The 14,773-nt window shown below is 54.7% G+C and carries 15 protein-coding genes and 1 riboswitch; of the genes, 3 read left to right on the top strand and 12 right to left on the bottom strand.

The features are described 5' to 3' along the window. Positions 1 to 216: 216 nt before the first annotated feature. Positions 217 to 318, bottom strand: a riboswitch (purine riboswitch). Positions 319 to 508: 190 nt separating this feature from the next. The 11 genes from BN3277_RS24390 to BN3277_RS24435 all read right to left on the bottom strand — a co-directional run bounded on the left by BN3277_RS24390 (position 509) and on the right by BN3277_RS24435 (position 10,962). Then, positions 509 to 1,420: a response regulator gene (locus tag BN3277_RS24390; RefSeq protein WP_059047156.1), complete on the bottom strand. Its 912-nt coding sequence runs from the start codon at positions 1,418 to 1,420 to the stop codon at positions 509 to 511. A gap of 90 nt (positions 1,421 to 1,510) precedes the next feature. Next, positions 1,511 to 2,818, bottom strand: coding sequence for an ATP-binding protein (locus tag BN3277_RS24395; RefSeq protein WP_059047158.1), 1,308 nt, complete (start codon positions 2,816 to 2,818; stop codon positions 1,511 to 1,513). Between the two features lie 109 nt (positions 2,819 to 2,927). Continuing rightward, positions 2,928 to 3,578 carry an amino acid ABC transporter permease gene (locus tag BN3277_RS24400; protein ID WP_059047160.1) on the bottom strand — a complete coding sequence of 217 codons (651 nt, stop codon included), beginning with the start codon at positions 3,576 to 3,578 and terminating at the stop codon, positions 2,928 to 2,930. Between the two features lie 15 nt (positions 3,579 to 3,593). Then, entirely contained in the window at positions 3,594 to 4,244 is a 651-nt protein-coding gene (locus BN3277_RS24405) for an amino acid ABC transporter permease (RefSeq protein WP_059047162.1), read from the bottom strand. 6 nt (positions 4,245 to 4,250) lie between these two features. After that, complete coding sequence (locus BN3277_RS24410) at positions 4,251 to 5,105, bottom strand: glutamate ABC transporter substrate-binding protein (RefSeq protein WP_059047163.1); 855 nt, start codon at positions 5,103 to 5,105, stop codon at positions 4,251 to 4,253. Positions 5,106 to 5,140: 35 nt separating this feature from the next. Next, positions 5,141 to 5,869, bottom strand: coding sequence for an amino acid ABC transporter ATP-binding protein (locus tag BN3277_RS24415; protein WP_059047165.1), 729 nt, complete (start codon positions 5,867 to 5,869; stop codon positions 5,141 to 5,143). 844 nt (positions 5,870 to 6,713) lie between these two features. Further along, positions 6,714 to 7,148, bottom strand: a complete 435-nt coding sequence (locus BN3277_RS24420) for a universal stress protein (protein ID WP_059047167.1) — start codon at positions 7,146 to 7,148, stop codon at positions 6,714 to 6,716. 27 nt (positions 7,149 to 7,175) lie between these two features. Continuing rightward, entirely contained in the window at positions 7,176 to 7,427 is a 252-nt protein-coding gene (locus BN3277_RS24425; protein WP_262362903.1) for a DUF1294 domain-containing protein, read from the bottom strand. 137 nt (positions 7,428 to 7,564) lie between these two features. Then, entirely contained in the window at positions 7,565 to 7,702 is a 138-nt protein-coding gene (locus BN3277_RS25880) for a hypothetical protein (RefSeq protein WP_187380118.1), read from the bottom strand. Positions 7,703 to 7,793: 91 nt separating this feature from the next. After that, positions 7,794 to 9,923, bottom strand: coding sequence for a DNA topoisomerase III (locus BN3277_RS24430; RefSeq protein ID WP_059047169.1), 2,130 nt, complete (start codon positions 9,921 to 9,923; stop codon positions 7,794 to 7,796). Between the two features lie 106 nt (positions 9,924 to 10,029). Next, on the bottom strand, positions 10,030 to 10,962 hold the full coding sequence (locus BN3277_RS24435) for a macrolide 2'-phosphotransferase (protein ID WP_059047171.1): 933 nt from the start codon (positions 10,960 to 10,962) through the stop codon (positions 10,030 to 10,032). 436 nt (positions 10,963 to 11,398) lie between these two features. Here BN3277_RS24435 and BN3277_RS24440 point away from each other — a divergent pair, with 436 nt between their 5' ends. Together BN3277_RS24440 and BN3277_RS24445 are read left to right on the top strand one after the other, a co-directional pair. Then, positions 11,399 to 12,409: a ketoacyl-ACP synthase III gene (locus BN3277_RS24440; protein WP_089153388.1), complete on the top strand. Its 1,011-nt coding sequence runs from the start codon at positions 11,399 to 11,401 to the stop codon at positions 12,407 to 12,409. Positions 12,410 to 12,910: 501 nt separating this feature from the next. Further along, positions 12,911 to 13,123 carry a hypothetical protein gene (locus tag BN3277_RS24445; RefSeq protein ID WP_059047175.1) on the top strand — a complete coding sequence of 71 codons (213 nt, stop codon included), beginning with the start codon at positions 12,911 to 12,913 and terminating at the stop codon, positions 13,121 to 13,123. A gap of 27 nt (positions 13,124 to 13,150) precedes the next feature. Here the strand turns inward: BN3277_RS24445 and BN3277_RS24450 are convergent, their stop codons facing one another. Then, the gene (locus BN3277_RS24450) at positions 13,151 to 14,092 is read right to left on the bottom strand and encodes a DMT family transporter (protein ID WP_059047500.1); all 942 of its coding nucleotides are present in this window, start codon (positions 14,090 to 14,092) and stop codon (positions 13,151 to 13,153) included. 259 nt (positions 14,093 to 14,351) lie between these two features. Between BN3277_RS24450 and BN3277_RS24455 the strand changes: the two genes are divergently transcribed. Continuing rightward, positions 14,352 to 14,723: a hypothetical protein gene (locus BN3277_RS24455; protein ID WP_059047177.1), complete on the top strand. Its 372-nt coding sequence runs from the start codon at positions 14,352 to 14,354 to the stop codon at positions 14,721 to 14,723. The last annotated feature ends 50 nt before the right edge of the window (positions 14,724 to 14,773 follow it).

A 14,773-nucleotide genomic window follows, 5' to 3' on the forward strand; every position in this document is an offset into this window, starting at 1 on the left:
AGTCTAAACGGTATACCTTGCGATTTATAAATAGCCGAATACGGAAAAAGGCCCCGAACTTCCTGGAAACGAATGAAGATTTCCCGAAATTCGCGGACCCTGAGGAATACGAAACCTGCGGACGGGCAGCCACAGCCGCGCCGACGGCAACGCAAAGCCCGGTGCTTGCAAGCCCAGGCTCATAAAAAGAAGGCTTTCCGTGCGGAGTAGCCTTACCTTCATCACGTATTCGCTCGTAGTCCGAAAATTTACGGTTCTCGGGTAGAAACTTCCGGGCCCTATTCCCGGCATTATACGAGATTATGATGTTCGGCGGCGAGCCGCCTTTCCTCTCCTAGTGTACCAACGGGTGACCCGACATGTCAACTCAAATCCGAACATTAAAAGAATGTAAAATCCGAATGTTCGCTTTTGAACAATGTCATGTTTCCTTCGCCCAACGCAAAAAAACCTAGCCTGAGGTACAGACTAGGATAATGATGAACCCATTCGTTGTAAAAGTTACCATTCATCCGCCCAATTGCTCCTGCAATTCGATATACAGCACCTGGAGGAACTTCTTAATGTTCACTTTCCCTTTTCCGTTAACCGGCTCTCGACCTTCTTCGATTTCCTTCATCTTTAACCGCACGTCTTCAAAGTCAAAATACAGCGGAGCGTAATACTCGAACCGGGGGTTGCCGTAATCCGTCAGACCCAGCGAAGCCAGGTTCGTTAGCCCCGCCGTTAACGCCCGGCGCAGCCGTTGCTCGATCGCCTTAACCTCCTTGGCGATATCCTCGGGCCGGGTCTTGTAGGTGGCCGCCGTCTGGCGATACAACTCCTTCAAAGGCGGCAGATTGCCCCCGGCTTCGCCTCCCAGCTCCAGCAAAATCTCCATCATCGCAAGGATATCTCGGCTCCCGCTCTCGCCGATCAGACCTAGATTCATCAGAATCGGCTGAATCGCTTCACGGACCGTCCGCTTGCCCGGCGCGGCCAACGGCGCGCTGCGGAGGCCCTCCAGCTTCTTCAGGCTCGATTTGATCTCATCCAAGTAATTGCTCATCGCATACCGCTCGTTGATCTTCCGGAGCACCGTCTCCACTTCGATCCGGTTGATCGGCTTGCGGATGAAGAACTCGATTCCGCTCCGGTACGCCCGTCCGACCATATCTTGATTTTCGATCTGGGAGATCATTACAAATCTCGAACCGCAGCCCTGGGCACGCAAGGAATCGATCGTCTCGATTCCATCCTGGTCAGGCATCAACAGATCCATCAGCACGATGTCCGGCGACTCGCTCAGAATTTGCCGCACCCCCTCCGTTCCGCCGCCGGCCGTTCCCGTCACCTCGCCTAGGCCGCTGTCCTCAATAATGTGCTGCAGCATTTTTCGCGCACTGGCATCATCGTCTACGATACAAAAAGAGAGCGGCATCGGTAACACCCTCCTCAACGTTTGGTTAGTAGCGTTTGCCCGGATCCGTGGGTTCGGTAACTTCGGAAACTTCGGAAACTTCGGAAACTTTTAGGTTGGGGACTCCGACTTCCTCAGCCTCAGCGTTGGAATACGGATTTGCACCATGGCCCCGCCCAGCCCCGGGGCTGTTCCCAGCGTGAGTTCCCCGCCAAACCGGGTCACGATGTCGCGCACATGGGATAAGCCGATCCCCGTCGCCGCAACCCCTTCTTCATCAAATTTGGTCGTAAAGCCCGGCTCAAGCACCAGCTCCCGCTCGTCCCGCGGGAAGCCGCTTCCGCTGTCGCTCACCGTAAGCAAGGTCCATCCCGCTTGTTCGCGGACCTCCAGAAGAATTTGCCCCCGGCCCTGGATGGCTTCCACCGCATTGGCGGTCAGGTTCCCCAACAGCGTGAGCAAGGGAACATAGTTGGAGGTGGCGTAATCCAGGGTCATTTTCTGCGTAAAAACAATTCGCTTGCCCAGCATCTCGGCATACTGCTGCGTGCTATCGATGGTATATTGGACCAAGCCCGACAACGGCAGATCCCCCGGAACCTCGCGGTCCGTCAGCTTGATCAACCCAGCCAAAATCCGCTGCGAGTCCTTCTTCACCTCATGGATTTGCTGTGTAATCCCCAGGACGTGGCGCTTGTGCTCCTCCTGACCTTCGTCCGACAGCCGGCGGTACAACTCATAGCTGCGCAGGGTAAGTTTCTCCAGCGTACCGATCGATTTTTTCAGGTAAAACACTTCCCCATATAGACCGGAGCTAAAGCTGAGCATCTGCTCGATCCGGCGGTTCTGCTCCTTCTGGACGATTCGCATCCGACTGACGGAAATGCTGCTGTAAATGCCGGTGACAAAATACGTGCGCAGCATCGCGATCGCCATCAGAAACGTCCATTCATTCAGCTTAAACGTAGCCGTGCCGGTCACCAGCAAACGGGTCAGCAGCTCCGCCTCGTTGGACAGCAGGTCAATCACCGCGGTTACCGCTCCCAACGCCAATGGGTAGAAGCGGTCTAACCGACGTTTGATCACGCTCATCCCTAATGCAAACACGATATAGTACACCGCTGCCGAACAATGCCTTGTCACGCTTTCGACCAAGGTCAAACCGTTGCCAAGCGCTTGATCCAGTCCTGTGCGGAACAGGAGTACCACCACACCGGTGATGACGCCTGTAAAGAGATACGGCAATCGCCGCAGCAACAGCAAGAACAGCAGGAACGCACTGCTCCCCAAACCGATTCGAAAAATATCGCCATCAAACGGATTGATCTTCAGTTCTCCGGCCAACGCCGTCCCGATCGCCACGACACCGATCTGAACAGATGCGGATCGATAGAAGGACTTGAAAAGGACGTTCTCCATGCCGATCACCCGGCTCCCGTGAGTTATATTGCCCCTTATCGTACCACATCTCGGGAAGGGTGCCTATACCTTACATTCCATTATATGTCAGTTTGGTGTTAGCTGATGCCTAAGCATGCCGGGTCTCCAATCTTCTGGAAATCACCGACAGCACAAAGTTGACGGAAAAATAAATAACGGCCACCAGCAGCAGAATCGGAATCGTATAAGTGTATCCGTGGCCGATGACAATGCCGGCATGATGCATCAGCTCCGGGAGGGAGATGACCACCGCCAACGACGTGTCCTTCAGCAGTGAGATGAACTGGCTAACCAGCGGCGGCACCATCCGCCGCAGCCCTTGGGGCAGAACGATATGCCACAGCGTCTGCATCGCGCTTAGCCCGGACGACCGGGCCGCTTCGATTTGCCCCTTGTCGATGGAGGCGAGTCCGCCGCGTACGATTTCCGCGATCATCGCCGCCTCAAAGATGGTCAGCCCGGTGATCGTCGCGGCCACGAGCCCCAGCTTGATGCCAACCTCCGGCAAGGCAAAACGCATAAAGAAGATAATCAAGAGCAGCGGCAAGTTGCGGATCAGCTCGACGCCTACCAACATGATCGGCGACAAGACGGGCAGCCGCGTATATCGAATCACCCCCACGATACAGCCGATCAGGAAGCTTAGCACGATGGATGCCCCGGCAACGATCAACGTCACGTAAAGCCCATCCGCCAAAAAGCGCAAATTCTCCGCACTATACGCCCCCGCAAAATCCATCGAACCCCTCCTTCCTCAATACTTCCTTTCAAGCCGCCGCTCCCACACCCTCACTCCATAACTCAAAGGCAGGGTCAGCGCCAAATAAAACAACGCCACGAAAATATAAGTATCAAACGTCCGATACGTATCCGCGTTTACGATGTCGGCAAAATACATCAGGTCGAGCCCGGCAACGATCGTCAACACGGACGAGTTCTTGATTAAATTGATGAACTGGTTTCCGAGCGGCGGAATGACCAGCTTGATCGCCTGCGGCAGGATAATATGGATCATCGTCTGCGCGTAGCTTAACCCTGATGAGCGCGCTGCTTCCGTTTGCCCTTTGGGGATCGCCAGGATCCCGGCGCGAATGGCCTCGGCGATAAACGAAGACGTGTAGACGGCCAGCCCGATCGTCCCCGCCGTAAACCCGTCCAGCGGCAACCCCAAAGCAGACGGCCCATAGTAAAACATATATACGACAAGCAGCAGCGGAATATTGCGGATAAATTCTACGTATCCCGTTCCGAACCAACGCAGGGGCCGGACGGGAGCGATGCGGAACACGGCGATCAAAGCGCCCAGTACGAAGCTGCCGATCAGCGCCAGCAAGCTGGATAGCACTGTGCCCCGAAACCCTTCGAGATACACGTCAAAATAATCAGTCAGAATCGTAAAGTCCATAACGAATTATTCGCCCGGCTTCTTGCCGATCCATTTTTCGTAGATCTGATCGTACTCCCCGCTGTCGTGAAGCTCCTTTAACGTATCGTTGATAGCCTGCACGATATCCGAGTTGCCCTTTTGAACCGCAATGCCGTAAGGCTCGTCGGTAAACGGCTTGCCAACCACCTCGTAATTCGTATCCTGCGCAGCCATGCCGTAAAGTATCGAATCGTCCGTCGTCAGCGCGTCGCCTTGCCCCGCCTTCAGGGCGTTAAACGCATCCTGATAGTTATCGAACTCCAGCACCTTGATGCCGTCCACTTTTTCGCGGATATTTTTCACCGAGGTCGAGCCTTTGCTGCCCAGCACCGTTGAATCGGCGGTGAGGCTCTCGATGCCCGTGATCGGGCTGCCCTTTTTCACCAACAGCGATTGCCCCGCCTGGAAGTAGACGTCGGAGAAATCGACTTCCTTCTTGCGCTCCTCTGTAATCGTCATCGTGGCCACGATCATGTCGATCTCACCGTTATTGAGCATCGGAATCCGCGTCTTGGAGGTAACCTCTTTTAATTCCAAGGCGTTTTCGTCGCCGAGAATATGCTTAGCGATTGCCTTGGAGATGTCGATATCGAATCCTTCAACATTGCCGCTGGCCGGGTCTTTCAGGCCAAACAGCTTCGTGTCGTATTTCACGCCAACAACCAACTTGCCGCGATCCTTGATTTTGCCCAATGCACCGGACCCGCTCTCCCCGGCCGCCGGAGTGGCATTACCGCCGTTCCCGGCTGCATTACCGCCTGCTCCGTTGCTGGCGCAACCGGCCAACACCGCCAAGGCGCACACCGCCGCAATACTGATTAACCTCCAACGTTTCTTCATGTTCTCTTCCTCCCCTTGGTTATCGAATTTTTCAATCAGTGGCTTAACAAACGGCTGAGGAACGTGCGCGTCCGCTCTTCCCGCGGATGGGCGAAGAATTCCTCCGGCCCGGCCTCCTCCACGATTTGCCCTTGGTCCATGAAAATAATCCGGTCCGCCACCTCCCGGGCAAACCCCATCTCGTGCGTGACGACCACCATCGTCATCCCTTCCCGGGCAAGCGTCCGCATCACGTCCAGCACTTCCCCGACCATCTCCGGATCCAGCGCCGAGGTCGGTTCGTCGAACAGCATGATCTTCGGCTTCATCGCAAGCCCCCGGGCGATCGCCACCCGCTGCTGCTGTCCGCCGGACAATTGGGACGGATACGCCGAGGCTTTGTCGGCAATGCCTACCTTCTCCAGATAAAACATCGCCGTCTGCTCGGCCTCCGCCCTGGTGATGCCCAGCACCTTCATCGGTGCCAGCGTAATATTGTCGATCACCTTTTTGTGCGGATACAAATTAAAATGCTGGAAGACCATCCCGATATCCCGGCGCAGCTTATTGATATCCGTCTTGCGGTCATGGACCGGGAGGCCGCCTACCGTCAGCTCGCCGTTCGTGATCGTCTCCAGCCGGTTAATGCAGCGCAGCATCGTGCTTTTCCCCGAACCCGACGGACCCACGACCACCACGACTTCCCCTTCCTCAACCTGCAACTCGATGTTCTTCAGCACGTGAAAATGGCCAAAATGCTTATCAACCTGGTGAAAGCGGATCAACGGCAGCCCTCCTTTCAGCGTTCGGATGTCTCATTTGGTCTCTTCAAGTTTCTCAGGTCTCTTCAGGTATTTTGGTGCCTTAGATCCCTTTGGGACGTCCCTATCGACCGTTTCAGCCTCAGAGCGATGTGAGTAATCGTAACATTTGAACATAACCTTACTTTGACGACTATATAAAACTACATGATCCTACGCGATCACCCGAAAAAAGCCCAAAAAATGTTTCGTGTTTCCGTCCACCTTATCGGACAAGCGTTAGTTTTCCTCACAGCAATCTTCCCTGACGTAAGTTGAAGAAGCCCTAACATAGCTCCGAAGTTGCTCCGAAGTTGCTCCGAAGTTGCTCCGAAGTTGCTCCGAAGTTGCTCTGAAGTTGCTGTGAGGTTGCTCTGAAGTAGCTTTGAAGTAGCTTCGAAGTAGCTCTGTACAAACTCTGAAGAAACTTCAAAAACGCTAACGCTTGTACAAAACGCTATTTGCCCCTAAACCGGGGCCTCCGAATTGTAACGCTTGTGGGAGAGCTTATTAGCTGATTTCCACCCCCAAAAGGGCCGGTTCCGCCCATATAAGCGCGCTGGTCAGCGTTAGAATTCAAACTCCCTTCTTTTCGGCCAAATAAGCTTTGTGGCAAGCGTTACACTTAAATCCGAACCAGATGGCGCCAGCACCACCGAACCAGTCTGGACTGGACCGGACTGGTCTTGACAGGACTGGACCGAACCGGAATGAACCGGGCTTGTCTTGACAGGACCGAACCCGCCCTCCCACTCCAGACCAATCTCGCGCACGCAAAAAAGCCCAACCGAATCGCTTCGGTCAGGCCTTCTAACAACGAACTCTATTCTTATTTCACGACGAGTACCGGGATGTGGGCGTGCTGGACGACGTTATGGCTGACGCTGCCAAGCACAAATTCACGGATGCCGCCGAGTCCGCGGCTGCCGATGACGATCAGATCCGCCCCGTTTTTCTGCGCGAACTCGAGAATGGTCTCCGCCGGCGAACCTTGATCCATAGTTACATTAGGCTCCAAACCTGCAGCCGCCAGTCGGCTTTTGGCTTCCTCTGCCGTTCTTTCCGCCAGCTCATAAAAATCCTTGTTCATTGAAGTGGGTACCGGCGCAAAGCCCTCCGCCACGTAAAAACGCGGGAAGTCGTACACATGCAAGACCTCCAGCTTGGCCCCGGGCGTCGCTTTGCATAACTCGATGGCTTTGTCCAGCGCTTTGTTCGCCGCCTTCGATCCGTCGTAAGCGGCAATAATTTTGTTAAAAAGCATGGAAAGCACCTCACTTGTCCCAAGAGTTTATATTATAAAATACCCATAAAGCACGGCGTTGAAAAGAAGCAGCAGCGGAATGCCTACCCGGAAGCTAAAATGCTTCGTTTTATGGCGTTTCGCATTCATGGCCACCAGAACGCCCAACGCGCCCCCCAACGCAGCCAGCAAAAACAGCGTGCGCTCCGGAATCCGTTCACGCCTCTGCCTGGCCCGCTTCTTGTCGTCGGACATGACCAGATAGGCAACCGCATTAATAAACAAAAACCATACCAATATTCCCGTTCTCGTGATCGCCGCCCCCCTTCGATCTCTAACTCTATTATACCTCAACGGCGCAGCGATCGGCAGCTTTTCAACTCATTCGCATCTATGTAGAAAGCTCCCCTGACGGGGAGCTTCAAATGTGACCATCCTCAGGTTTCGTTCTTCGGAATTTCGTTTAAATTAGGCGGGTAATCGGCCTGCTTCTTTGGCTTGGCCGCCACGGTTGGTTCCATCAACCTCGACTTGTTCTGCTGGTTCTCGGTCTTCCGCGCTTTATGATGCGGCACCCTCATCACCTCCGGTACTTAGCGTCCCGTATCGGCTGCCAAATTATGCAGGTTTTAGGGATGCCGGCCGCGGCCGTGGCGGATGCGTTAGCTAATCGCCTTTCTTCTCCAGCGCCGCTTTCAGCAGCTCGCCGAGGTTGGTTCCACCCGATTCCTGCTGCTGGGAATATTGCTTTACGAGCCGCTGCTGCTCGCGTTTGTTCATATGCTTATCCTTGTCTTTTCCGAGTACCTCGGTAATGCCGCAAGATATGCATTGCACATACATTCCAGCCTTACCTTCTTTCATCTCCATCTTCTTATGGCATTGCGGACAACGTCGGTTGGACAGGCGCTTCTCGCCGGAACGCCGATAGCCGCAGTCCTCGCTTGGGCAGATCAGCATCAGGCCGCGCCCGGTTTTCTTCTCGAGCAGCCGCGTCCCGCACTCTGGGCAATGGCTGCTTGAAACGTTATGCGGCTTATACGTCGCCTCGCTGCGTTTCACACCTTGCACGAGGTTACCCGCCATTTCGCGGATTCCGCTCAAGAACGGCCCCGGTTGGCCTTGGCCGCGCGCGATCCGCTCCAGCTCCGCCTCCCAGCGCGCCGTCAGCTCCGGCGTACGCAAATCAGACGGCGCCAGCTCGATCAACTGCTTGCCTTTGCCGGTCGGATGCAGGTAGTTCCCCTGCCGCTCGATCGTATCGGAGTTGACCAGCTTCTCGATAATGTCCGCCCGCGTTGCCGGCGTGCCCAGCCCATGCTTCTCCATTTGCGTCAGCAGGGCAGCTTCCGTGTAGCGCTTCGGCGGCTGAGTCCGCCCCGGCGTTACGCGGCTGCGCTGCACCTTCACCGCCTCGCCTTGGCTCAGCTCCGGCAGCGCCGCCCCGCCCTCGGTCTCCTCCTCGTCGGCTTCCTCGTCCTCCATCGCCTGCCCGTCATAAACGCCGCGCCAACCGGCGTCCTTGACCGTTGTGCCCTTGGCGTGCAGCGTCTCACCGGCAATTTCGACCGTCACGCTGACTTGATCATAACGGGCCGGCGGGTAGAACAAGCTGATAAATCGCCGCACGATCAAGTCGTACAGCTTGCGTTCGTCGGCGCTCAGTGCGTTTAGCAGCACCGTCTGCTCCGTCGGGATAATCGCATGGTGGTCGGTCACCTTGCTGTCGTCGACGATCCGCTTGCTCAGCTTCAGGGAGCCTCGCAACAACGGCCGGGCCAGCGGCGCATAAGGGCCGATGGCTACGCTGGTCAGCCGCTCTTTGAGCGTATCCGTCATGTCGGACGTCAGGTAACGCGAGTCCGTCCGCGGATAGGTCACCAGCTTATGCTGCTCATAAAGCCGTTGCAGCACATTCGAGGTCTGCTTAGCCGAGAACCCGAGCAGTCGGTTGGCGTCCCGCTGCAGCTCGGTTAAATCGTAGGCCAGCGGGTGGGGCACCGTTTTTTCGTGTTTGACCAGCTTGACGATTTTCCCCGAAGCCCCTTCCAGCTTCTGCTTCAGCGCATCTAACCGCTCCGCATCAAAAATACGGGCATCGCCGTTCGCCCCACGCCATACCGCCTCGAACTTGCCGAAATCCGCGCGGAGTACGTGATATTCCTCCGAACGGAAGCGGAGGATTTCGTTCTCACGCTGCATGATCATACCCAGCGTAGGCGTCTGCACTCGCCCGGCCGAGAGCGGCGCACCAAATTTCGTGGTCAGCGCCCGGGTCACATTAAGCCCAACCATCCAGTCGGCCTCCGCCCGGCAACGCGCCGATTGATACAAGCGCTCATACTGGCTGCCCGGCTTTAACGCCGCGAATCCTTCCTTGATCGCTTTGTCCGTTTGCGAGGAGATCCACAGCCGTTTAAACGGTTTGTTCCATTTGACCATATCCATAATCCAACGGGCGAGCAGCTCGCCCTCGCGGGCGGCGTCCGTCGCCACGATCAGCTCGCCGATATCCTGGCGCCGCATCAGCTGCTGCACCGCCTTGAACTGGTGGCTGCTTTCGCGCAGCACCTTCAGCTTCATGCGATCCGGCAGGATCGGCAAATCCTCCAACGCCCACGTCGCGAACTTCCCGTCATAATCCTCCGGCTCAGCTAGGCCTACCAAATGCCCCAGCGCCCAGGTCACCACGTATTTCGGCCCTTCAATATGACTTTTATGCTTATCTCGGCTGCCGATCACCCGCGCGATTTCCCTCGCGACCGACGGCTTCTCCGCTAATACCAACGTTTTCATAAGTTCGTTCGAACACTCCTTTCCACGGAACTATTATAGCATTCACCATCTATAACACGCGAAGCCCAAGGCGGGTGATACGTCCTGCTTAAATTCTCCCCGCTTGCTATTCGACTTGCCAACTGGCGATCATCCCTCGCGCCATATTCATATCGTCCTCTTTCCCCGTCATCAGTGCGAATTTGGCGACTAACGCTGGATACGCGGCCCATTGTTCGGCGATATGCTCCTTCATCCGAGGCCATGTTCTGCCTCCCGTCCGTTCATAGCGCTGCAACAAATCCTGCAGGCCCCTCTCGCCAAAGAGGGCATACAAGATCACAAAATCCTTCCCCGGATCGGCGATCTCCGCTTCGGTCCAATCGATGAGGCCCGTCACGCGCTGATTGTCATCCACGAGAATGTGCGGAGGATGCAAATCGCCATGATGAAGCACCGAGAAATCCGGCCAATAGCTGTCCGTGGACAACCAGGCCATCCACCGGTCATACAGCTTGGCAGGAATCTCGAAGCTTCGGCGAACTTCCTCGATATTGTCAGAGAACTTCCTCCGCGCTTCCTCCGGTGTTTTTAGGCGAACGCCTGCGTGGACCACCTCAGCATGTTCAATCGAATGCAACCCAACTAAGGCGGTGGCCAAAGAATCAAAGAAGACGTCCTTGAGCGTATCCTGAGGAAATTTCCACAAATATCCGCCCCCGGCCGGATCAACCGTAGCAACCGGGTTTCCTCCAAGGAGCGGGTAAGCGATCAGATCCGGCGTGCAGATGCGCCAATCGGGGACGGAGACCGGGAGACGGGGAGCCACCGCTTTCAGCACATTCTGTTCATTCATAGCCCGTTCCCAAACGTCCGGACGTCTGGGAACGCGAAGAACCCATGGCTGACCAGCGTCATCCTGCACAAACGCAACGAAGAAATCCATCCCGGATTCGTTAACATCAAACGTATCGGAATTAAATCGTAACCCGTGTTGGGCGGCGCGATCATAGAGCTCGCTTTTCAATTCTTGATAACCGTTCGAATTTTCCATTTTCATAAAGGCACTCTCCTTATGGGCAAAATAAAAACACAGACCAGGGTCTGTGCAGCCGCAATCGAAATAGGAAATGCCCGTTGTCCGCTCGGCAATCGCAAGCGAATAAGACTCGTTCCGAATAGAGCGATTCTTGTAGGCGGACCTGCGCAAAAAGGCAAACTTATCCCGATAACTCTGCACAAACTAAAGAGCAGAAAGAGCATTGGCTACTGATGCAATGCTGTTTAATCGGGACTAATTTAGCACACGCAAGCCTCCATTCATTAATATGACACAAAGAATACCATTCCTACAGCCAAAAGTCCATATGCAAAACCTTAATTTCCCAACTCTCTTCACAACCATTGATCATAACTTAAAAAATGATATACTAAAATTATCACCTGGTACTAAAACCTGATACTAATTTTAGAATATCATAAAGGAGCTGATCCAGTTGGCCACACCGAAATCTCTTTCCAAAGCCCGTATAACCGCTCTCGGGACGTACGTTCCCGATAAAATTCTAACCAATGAAGATTTAGAGCGACTCGTGGATACAAGCGACGAATGGATTGTGCAGCGCACCGGCATTAAAGAACGGCATATCGCTGCCGAGGACGAATTCACTTCGCACCTGTGCATTCGGGCGGCGGAGCGGCTGCGCGAGACCTACGGGGCTGCGTTGGACGATGTCGACTTGATCATCGCTTCGACCACAACGCCGGATTTTTCTTTTCCAACCGTATCCTGTCGAGTTCAGCAGTATTTCGGCATGGAACGGGCCGGGGCGATCGATCTGAACGCAACCTGCGCCGGCTTCGCTTATGCCCTGCATCTGGCGAACGGGATGATCAGTTCCGGACTTCATCGCAAAATCCTTGTGGTTGCCGGTGAAACGATGTCGAAAATCACCGACTACACCGACCGCAGCACCTGCATCCTGTTCGGCGACGGAGCCGGGGCCGTGCTGGTCGAAGCGGATCCCGAGTTATCCGGCGGGTTCGAATCGGTTATTCTCGGGACGAACGGGGCCGGCGGCATTCACGTATACCGCACTGGGCTCGCGGAGCAGATGGACGGTCAGCCGCTCGAAGGGAAGGGCAAAATCGTCCAAAACGGGCGCGAGGTCTTCAAATGGGCCGTTCGCACCGTCTCGGCTGGAATCGAGCAACTGCTGGAGCAAGCCGAGCTTACCCGCGAGGACATCGATTGGTTCGTGCCGCATAGCGCCAATTTGCGCATGATCGAATCGATTTGCGAAAAAGCGGATCTGCCGCTCGCCAAAACGCTGCAAAGTGTACAGGACATGGGCAATACCTCCTCCGCTTCGATCCCGCTGGCCTTACAAGCCGGCGTCAACTCGGGCCGACTCAAATTCGGCGACCGCGTACTACTCTACGGCTTTGGCAGCGGCTTAACCCATGCCGGTCTCCTCCTCCGCTGGGACGTACCGGACCTGTCCTAAGTCATAAAAAAAGTCGATCAGGAGCATAGATTCCTGATCGACTTTTAATTTCACCTCACCGCTTGCTGCCTGTGGGCCGGGGCTTGGGCTGTCCGCCCCGCTCTTTGCAGGATTATCCCTTTTAGTAAGGGAACAAGGGGTCTGGTCAAGGGGGGCGCAGGTCATGAGCCGGAATCATTCAGTGTACCCCCACACGGAATCCCTTCCCGCAATCAAACTTATCTCTTTCTCCGCAATCTGATCAAACGGGATAATCGTGCAAAGTGGCCGGAAAGGATAGAGGGGTTCCTAAATCTAGCATGCCTAATCCTAACCTGCCTCCATATCACCATACGCCACCATACGCCCCCCTGCGCCACCAAGTGCTCATCCAATCAGATCAACCCTGCCCTGGCTCTTATCCCCTGCCGTTCTCTTTTCAACCCGCTAGGTTCCGGGTACAATAGCAAGAGTTCAATTTTGAGCGTTGTCCCATCTTGAGCACACAAGGAGATAAGTGATATGCCTACCCTAAGAGAACTGTTTACCGATTTGGATTTTCAGGAGGCGTTGGACCGTAAGCTTCGCGTCCGTGTATTCCGCAACGATCACATGATCGACAACGGCAGCATCGTGATCCGCTTCACGGACGAGACCATCATTACCCAGGCTGGCGTGAGCGAGCTCGCCTACCATCCGCGCCGGGAATGCCAATTTTTTGAGCTGAGAAAATAAATAACAACTCCATCCTTCTCCTGCCCCTTAACTCGCCTTCCCCTCTTGCCCCGCCGCCAAGATCTTCGCGCTATCCGGCGTCACGACGGGCGCCTCTTTGCCGTAACGGATGAAGATCCACACGCCGCATAAGATGAGCGCTCCCGCCGACAGTTGCAGCGGGGTCAAGCTTTCCTTCAGCAGCATCCAAGCCAACAGTGAAGCAAACACCGGCTCGCCAAGAACGGCCATCGACACAGCTGAGGCGCTGAGATATTTCATCAGCCAGTTGAACAAATAGTGCCCGAACAACGTCGGCACGATTGCGAGCAGCAGAAAAATCCCCCACTCGCGCGGTTCGTAGCCGGTAAAGCGGATGCCGGCAGCAACGTTATATACGGCCATCGACGTTCCTGCTACCGCGAATACGAGAAAATTGTAGACAAAAGCGCTGATCGTTTGCAGCAGTTGCTTGCCGACCAGGATATGAACCGCGACCGCAACCGTGCCAAGCAAAGAAAGCAGATCACCGGTAACGGCTTGACCGGACAATGCGAAATCTCCGGAGCCGATAGCAATCGAGCCGATTAATGCCAGCGAAACGCCGAATATCATTGCTTTATTGATTTTGGCGCCGAACAGGAAGAACGACCCGAACATAACGATAATCGGCTCCAGTGTCAGGATCACCGTGGAGCTTGCGACTGTCGTTAAACGAAGCGATCCCATCCATAGCAGGAAATGCAGCCCTAGCATAAGTCCAGAAAACAAAAGGCGTCCCCATTGTTTGCGTGTCAGGCGCGCAATCTCCCCCCGATAGCTCCACAGCAACGGCAGCATCAATAGATTCGTCAGATACATCCGATACATGGCAATCACCGAAACATCGGCATTGGACCAGCGGATGAAAATAGAAGAAAACGAGATGGCGATAATGCCGATCACGTACAGAATTTCATATTTGCCCATGGACTTGGTCGTGGTATGCATAAACGTCAGGGTCCCAGCTTTCCGTTGATTTTTGTTGTTTCCATCTTGTTGCAAACCACTTCATTATAGCGGAGTTAGGGCGGTTCCTCAATCGAAAAAAACGCCTGTTTTTCCCGCACCAATCTCGCATCTACTCTCTCCTCTTATCGCCTGATTTTTTAGAATCGGACCGTTCTAGGTCTCTTTATCCACACCTCTCAGAAAATAAAAGAATAGATTAATATGCAGTATTCATCATAAAAAAGAGGAGGAACTAGTAATGAAAAAGTTGGTTCACATCTCTCAAACCTCCCCCCGTCTCACGGTGTACTCCGAGGAGAATTTGACGGGTAGGAGCCGTGTGTTCACAGGGAACCTCGGCATCCGCAACACCGACGCGATTCTGGACGGGATCGAAAGCCTGCGCTTCGCTTCTTCCAACAGCAACGCGACGCTTGTATTGTTTACGCGCACCCGTTTTAGGGGGAACTTTCGCATCCTGCGCGGCAGCCGTCGCCTGAACGATTTAGACGATCTCATCGGCGGCAACGACGTTGAATCGATCATTGCGACCAATCAACGGTTAACGGTGGAGCAGGTTCGCCAAATCCGCGCCAGCGGCACGTTACCTAGCGGATATCGCTTGATTTAAGCTTTAGGCTTATAATGGTTCCATATCTGAGTGCAGAGGATGTGTACGCC

The sequence above is a fragment of the Paenibacillus rubinfantis genome, assembly GCF_001486505.1.
GTDB lineage: Bacteria > Bacillota > Bacilli > Paenibacillales > Paenibacillaceae > Fontibacillus > Fontibacillus rubinfantis.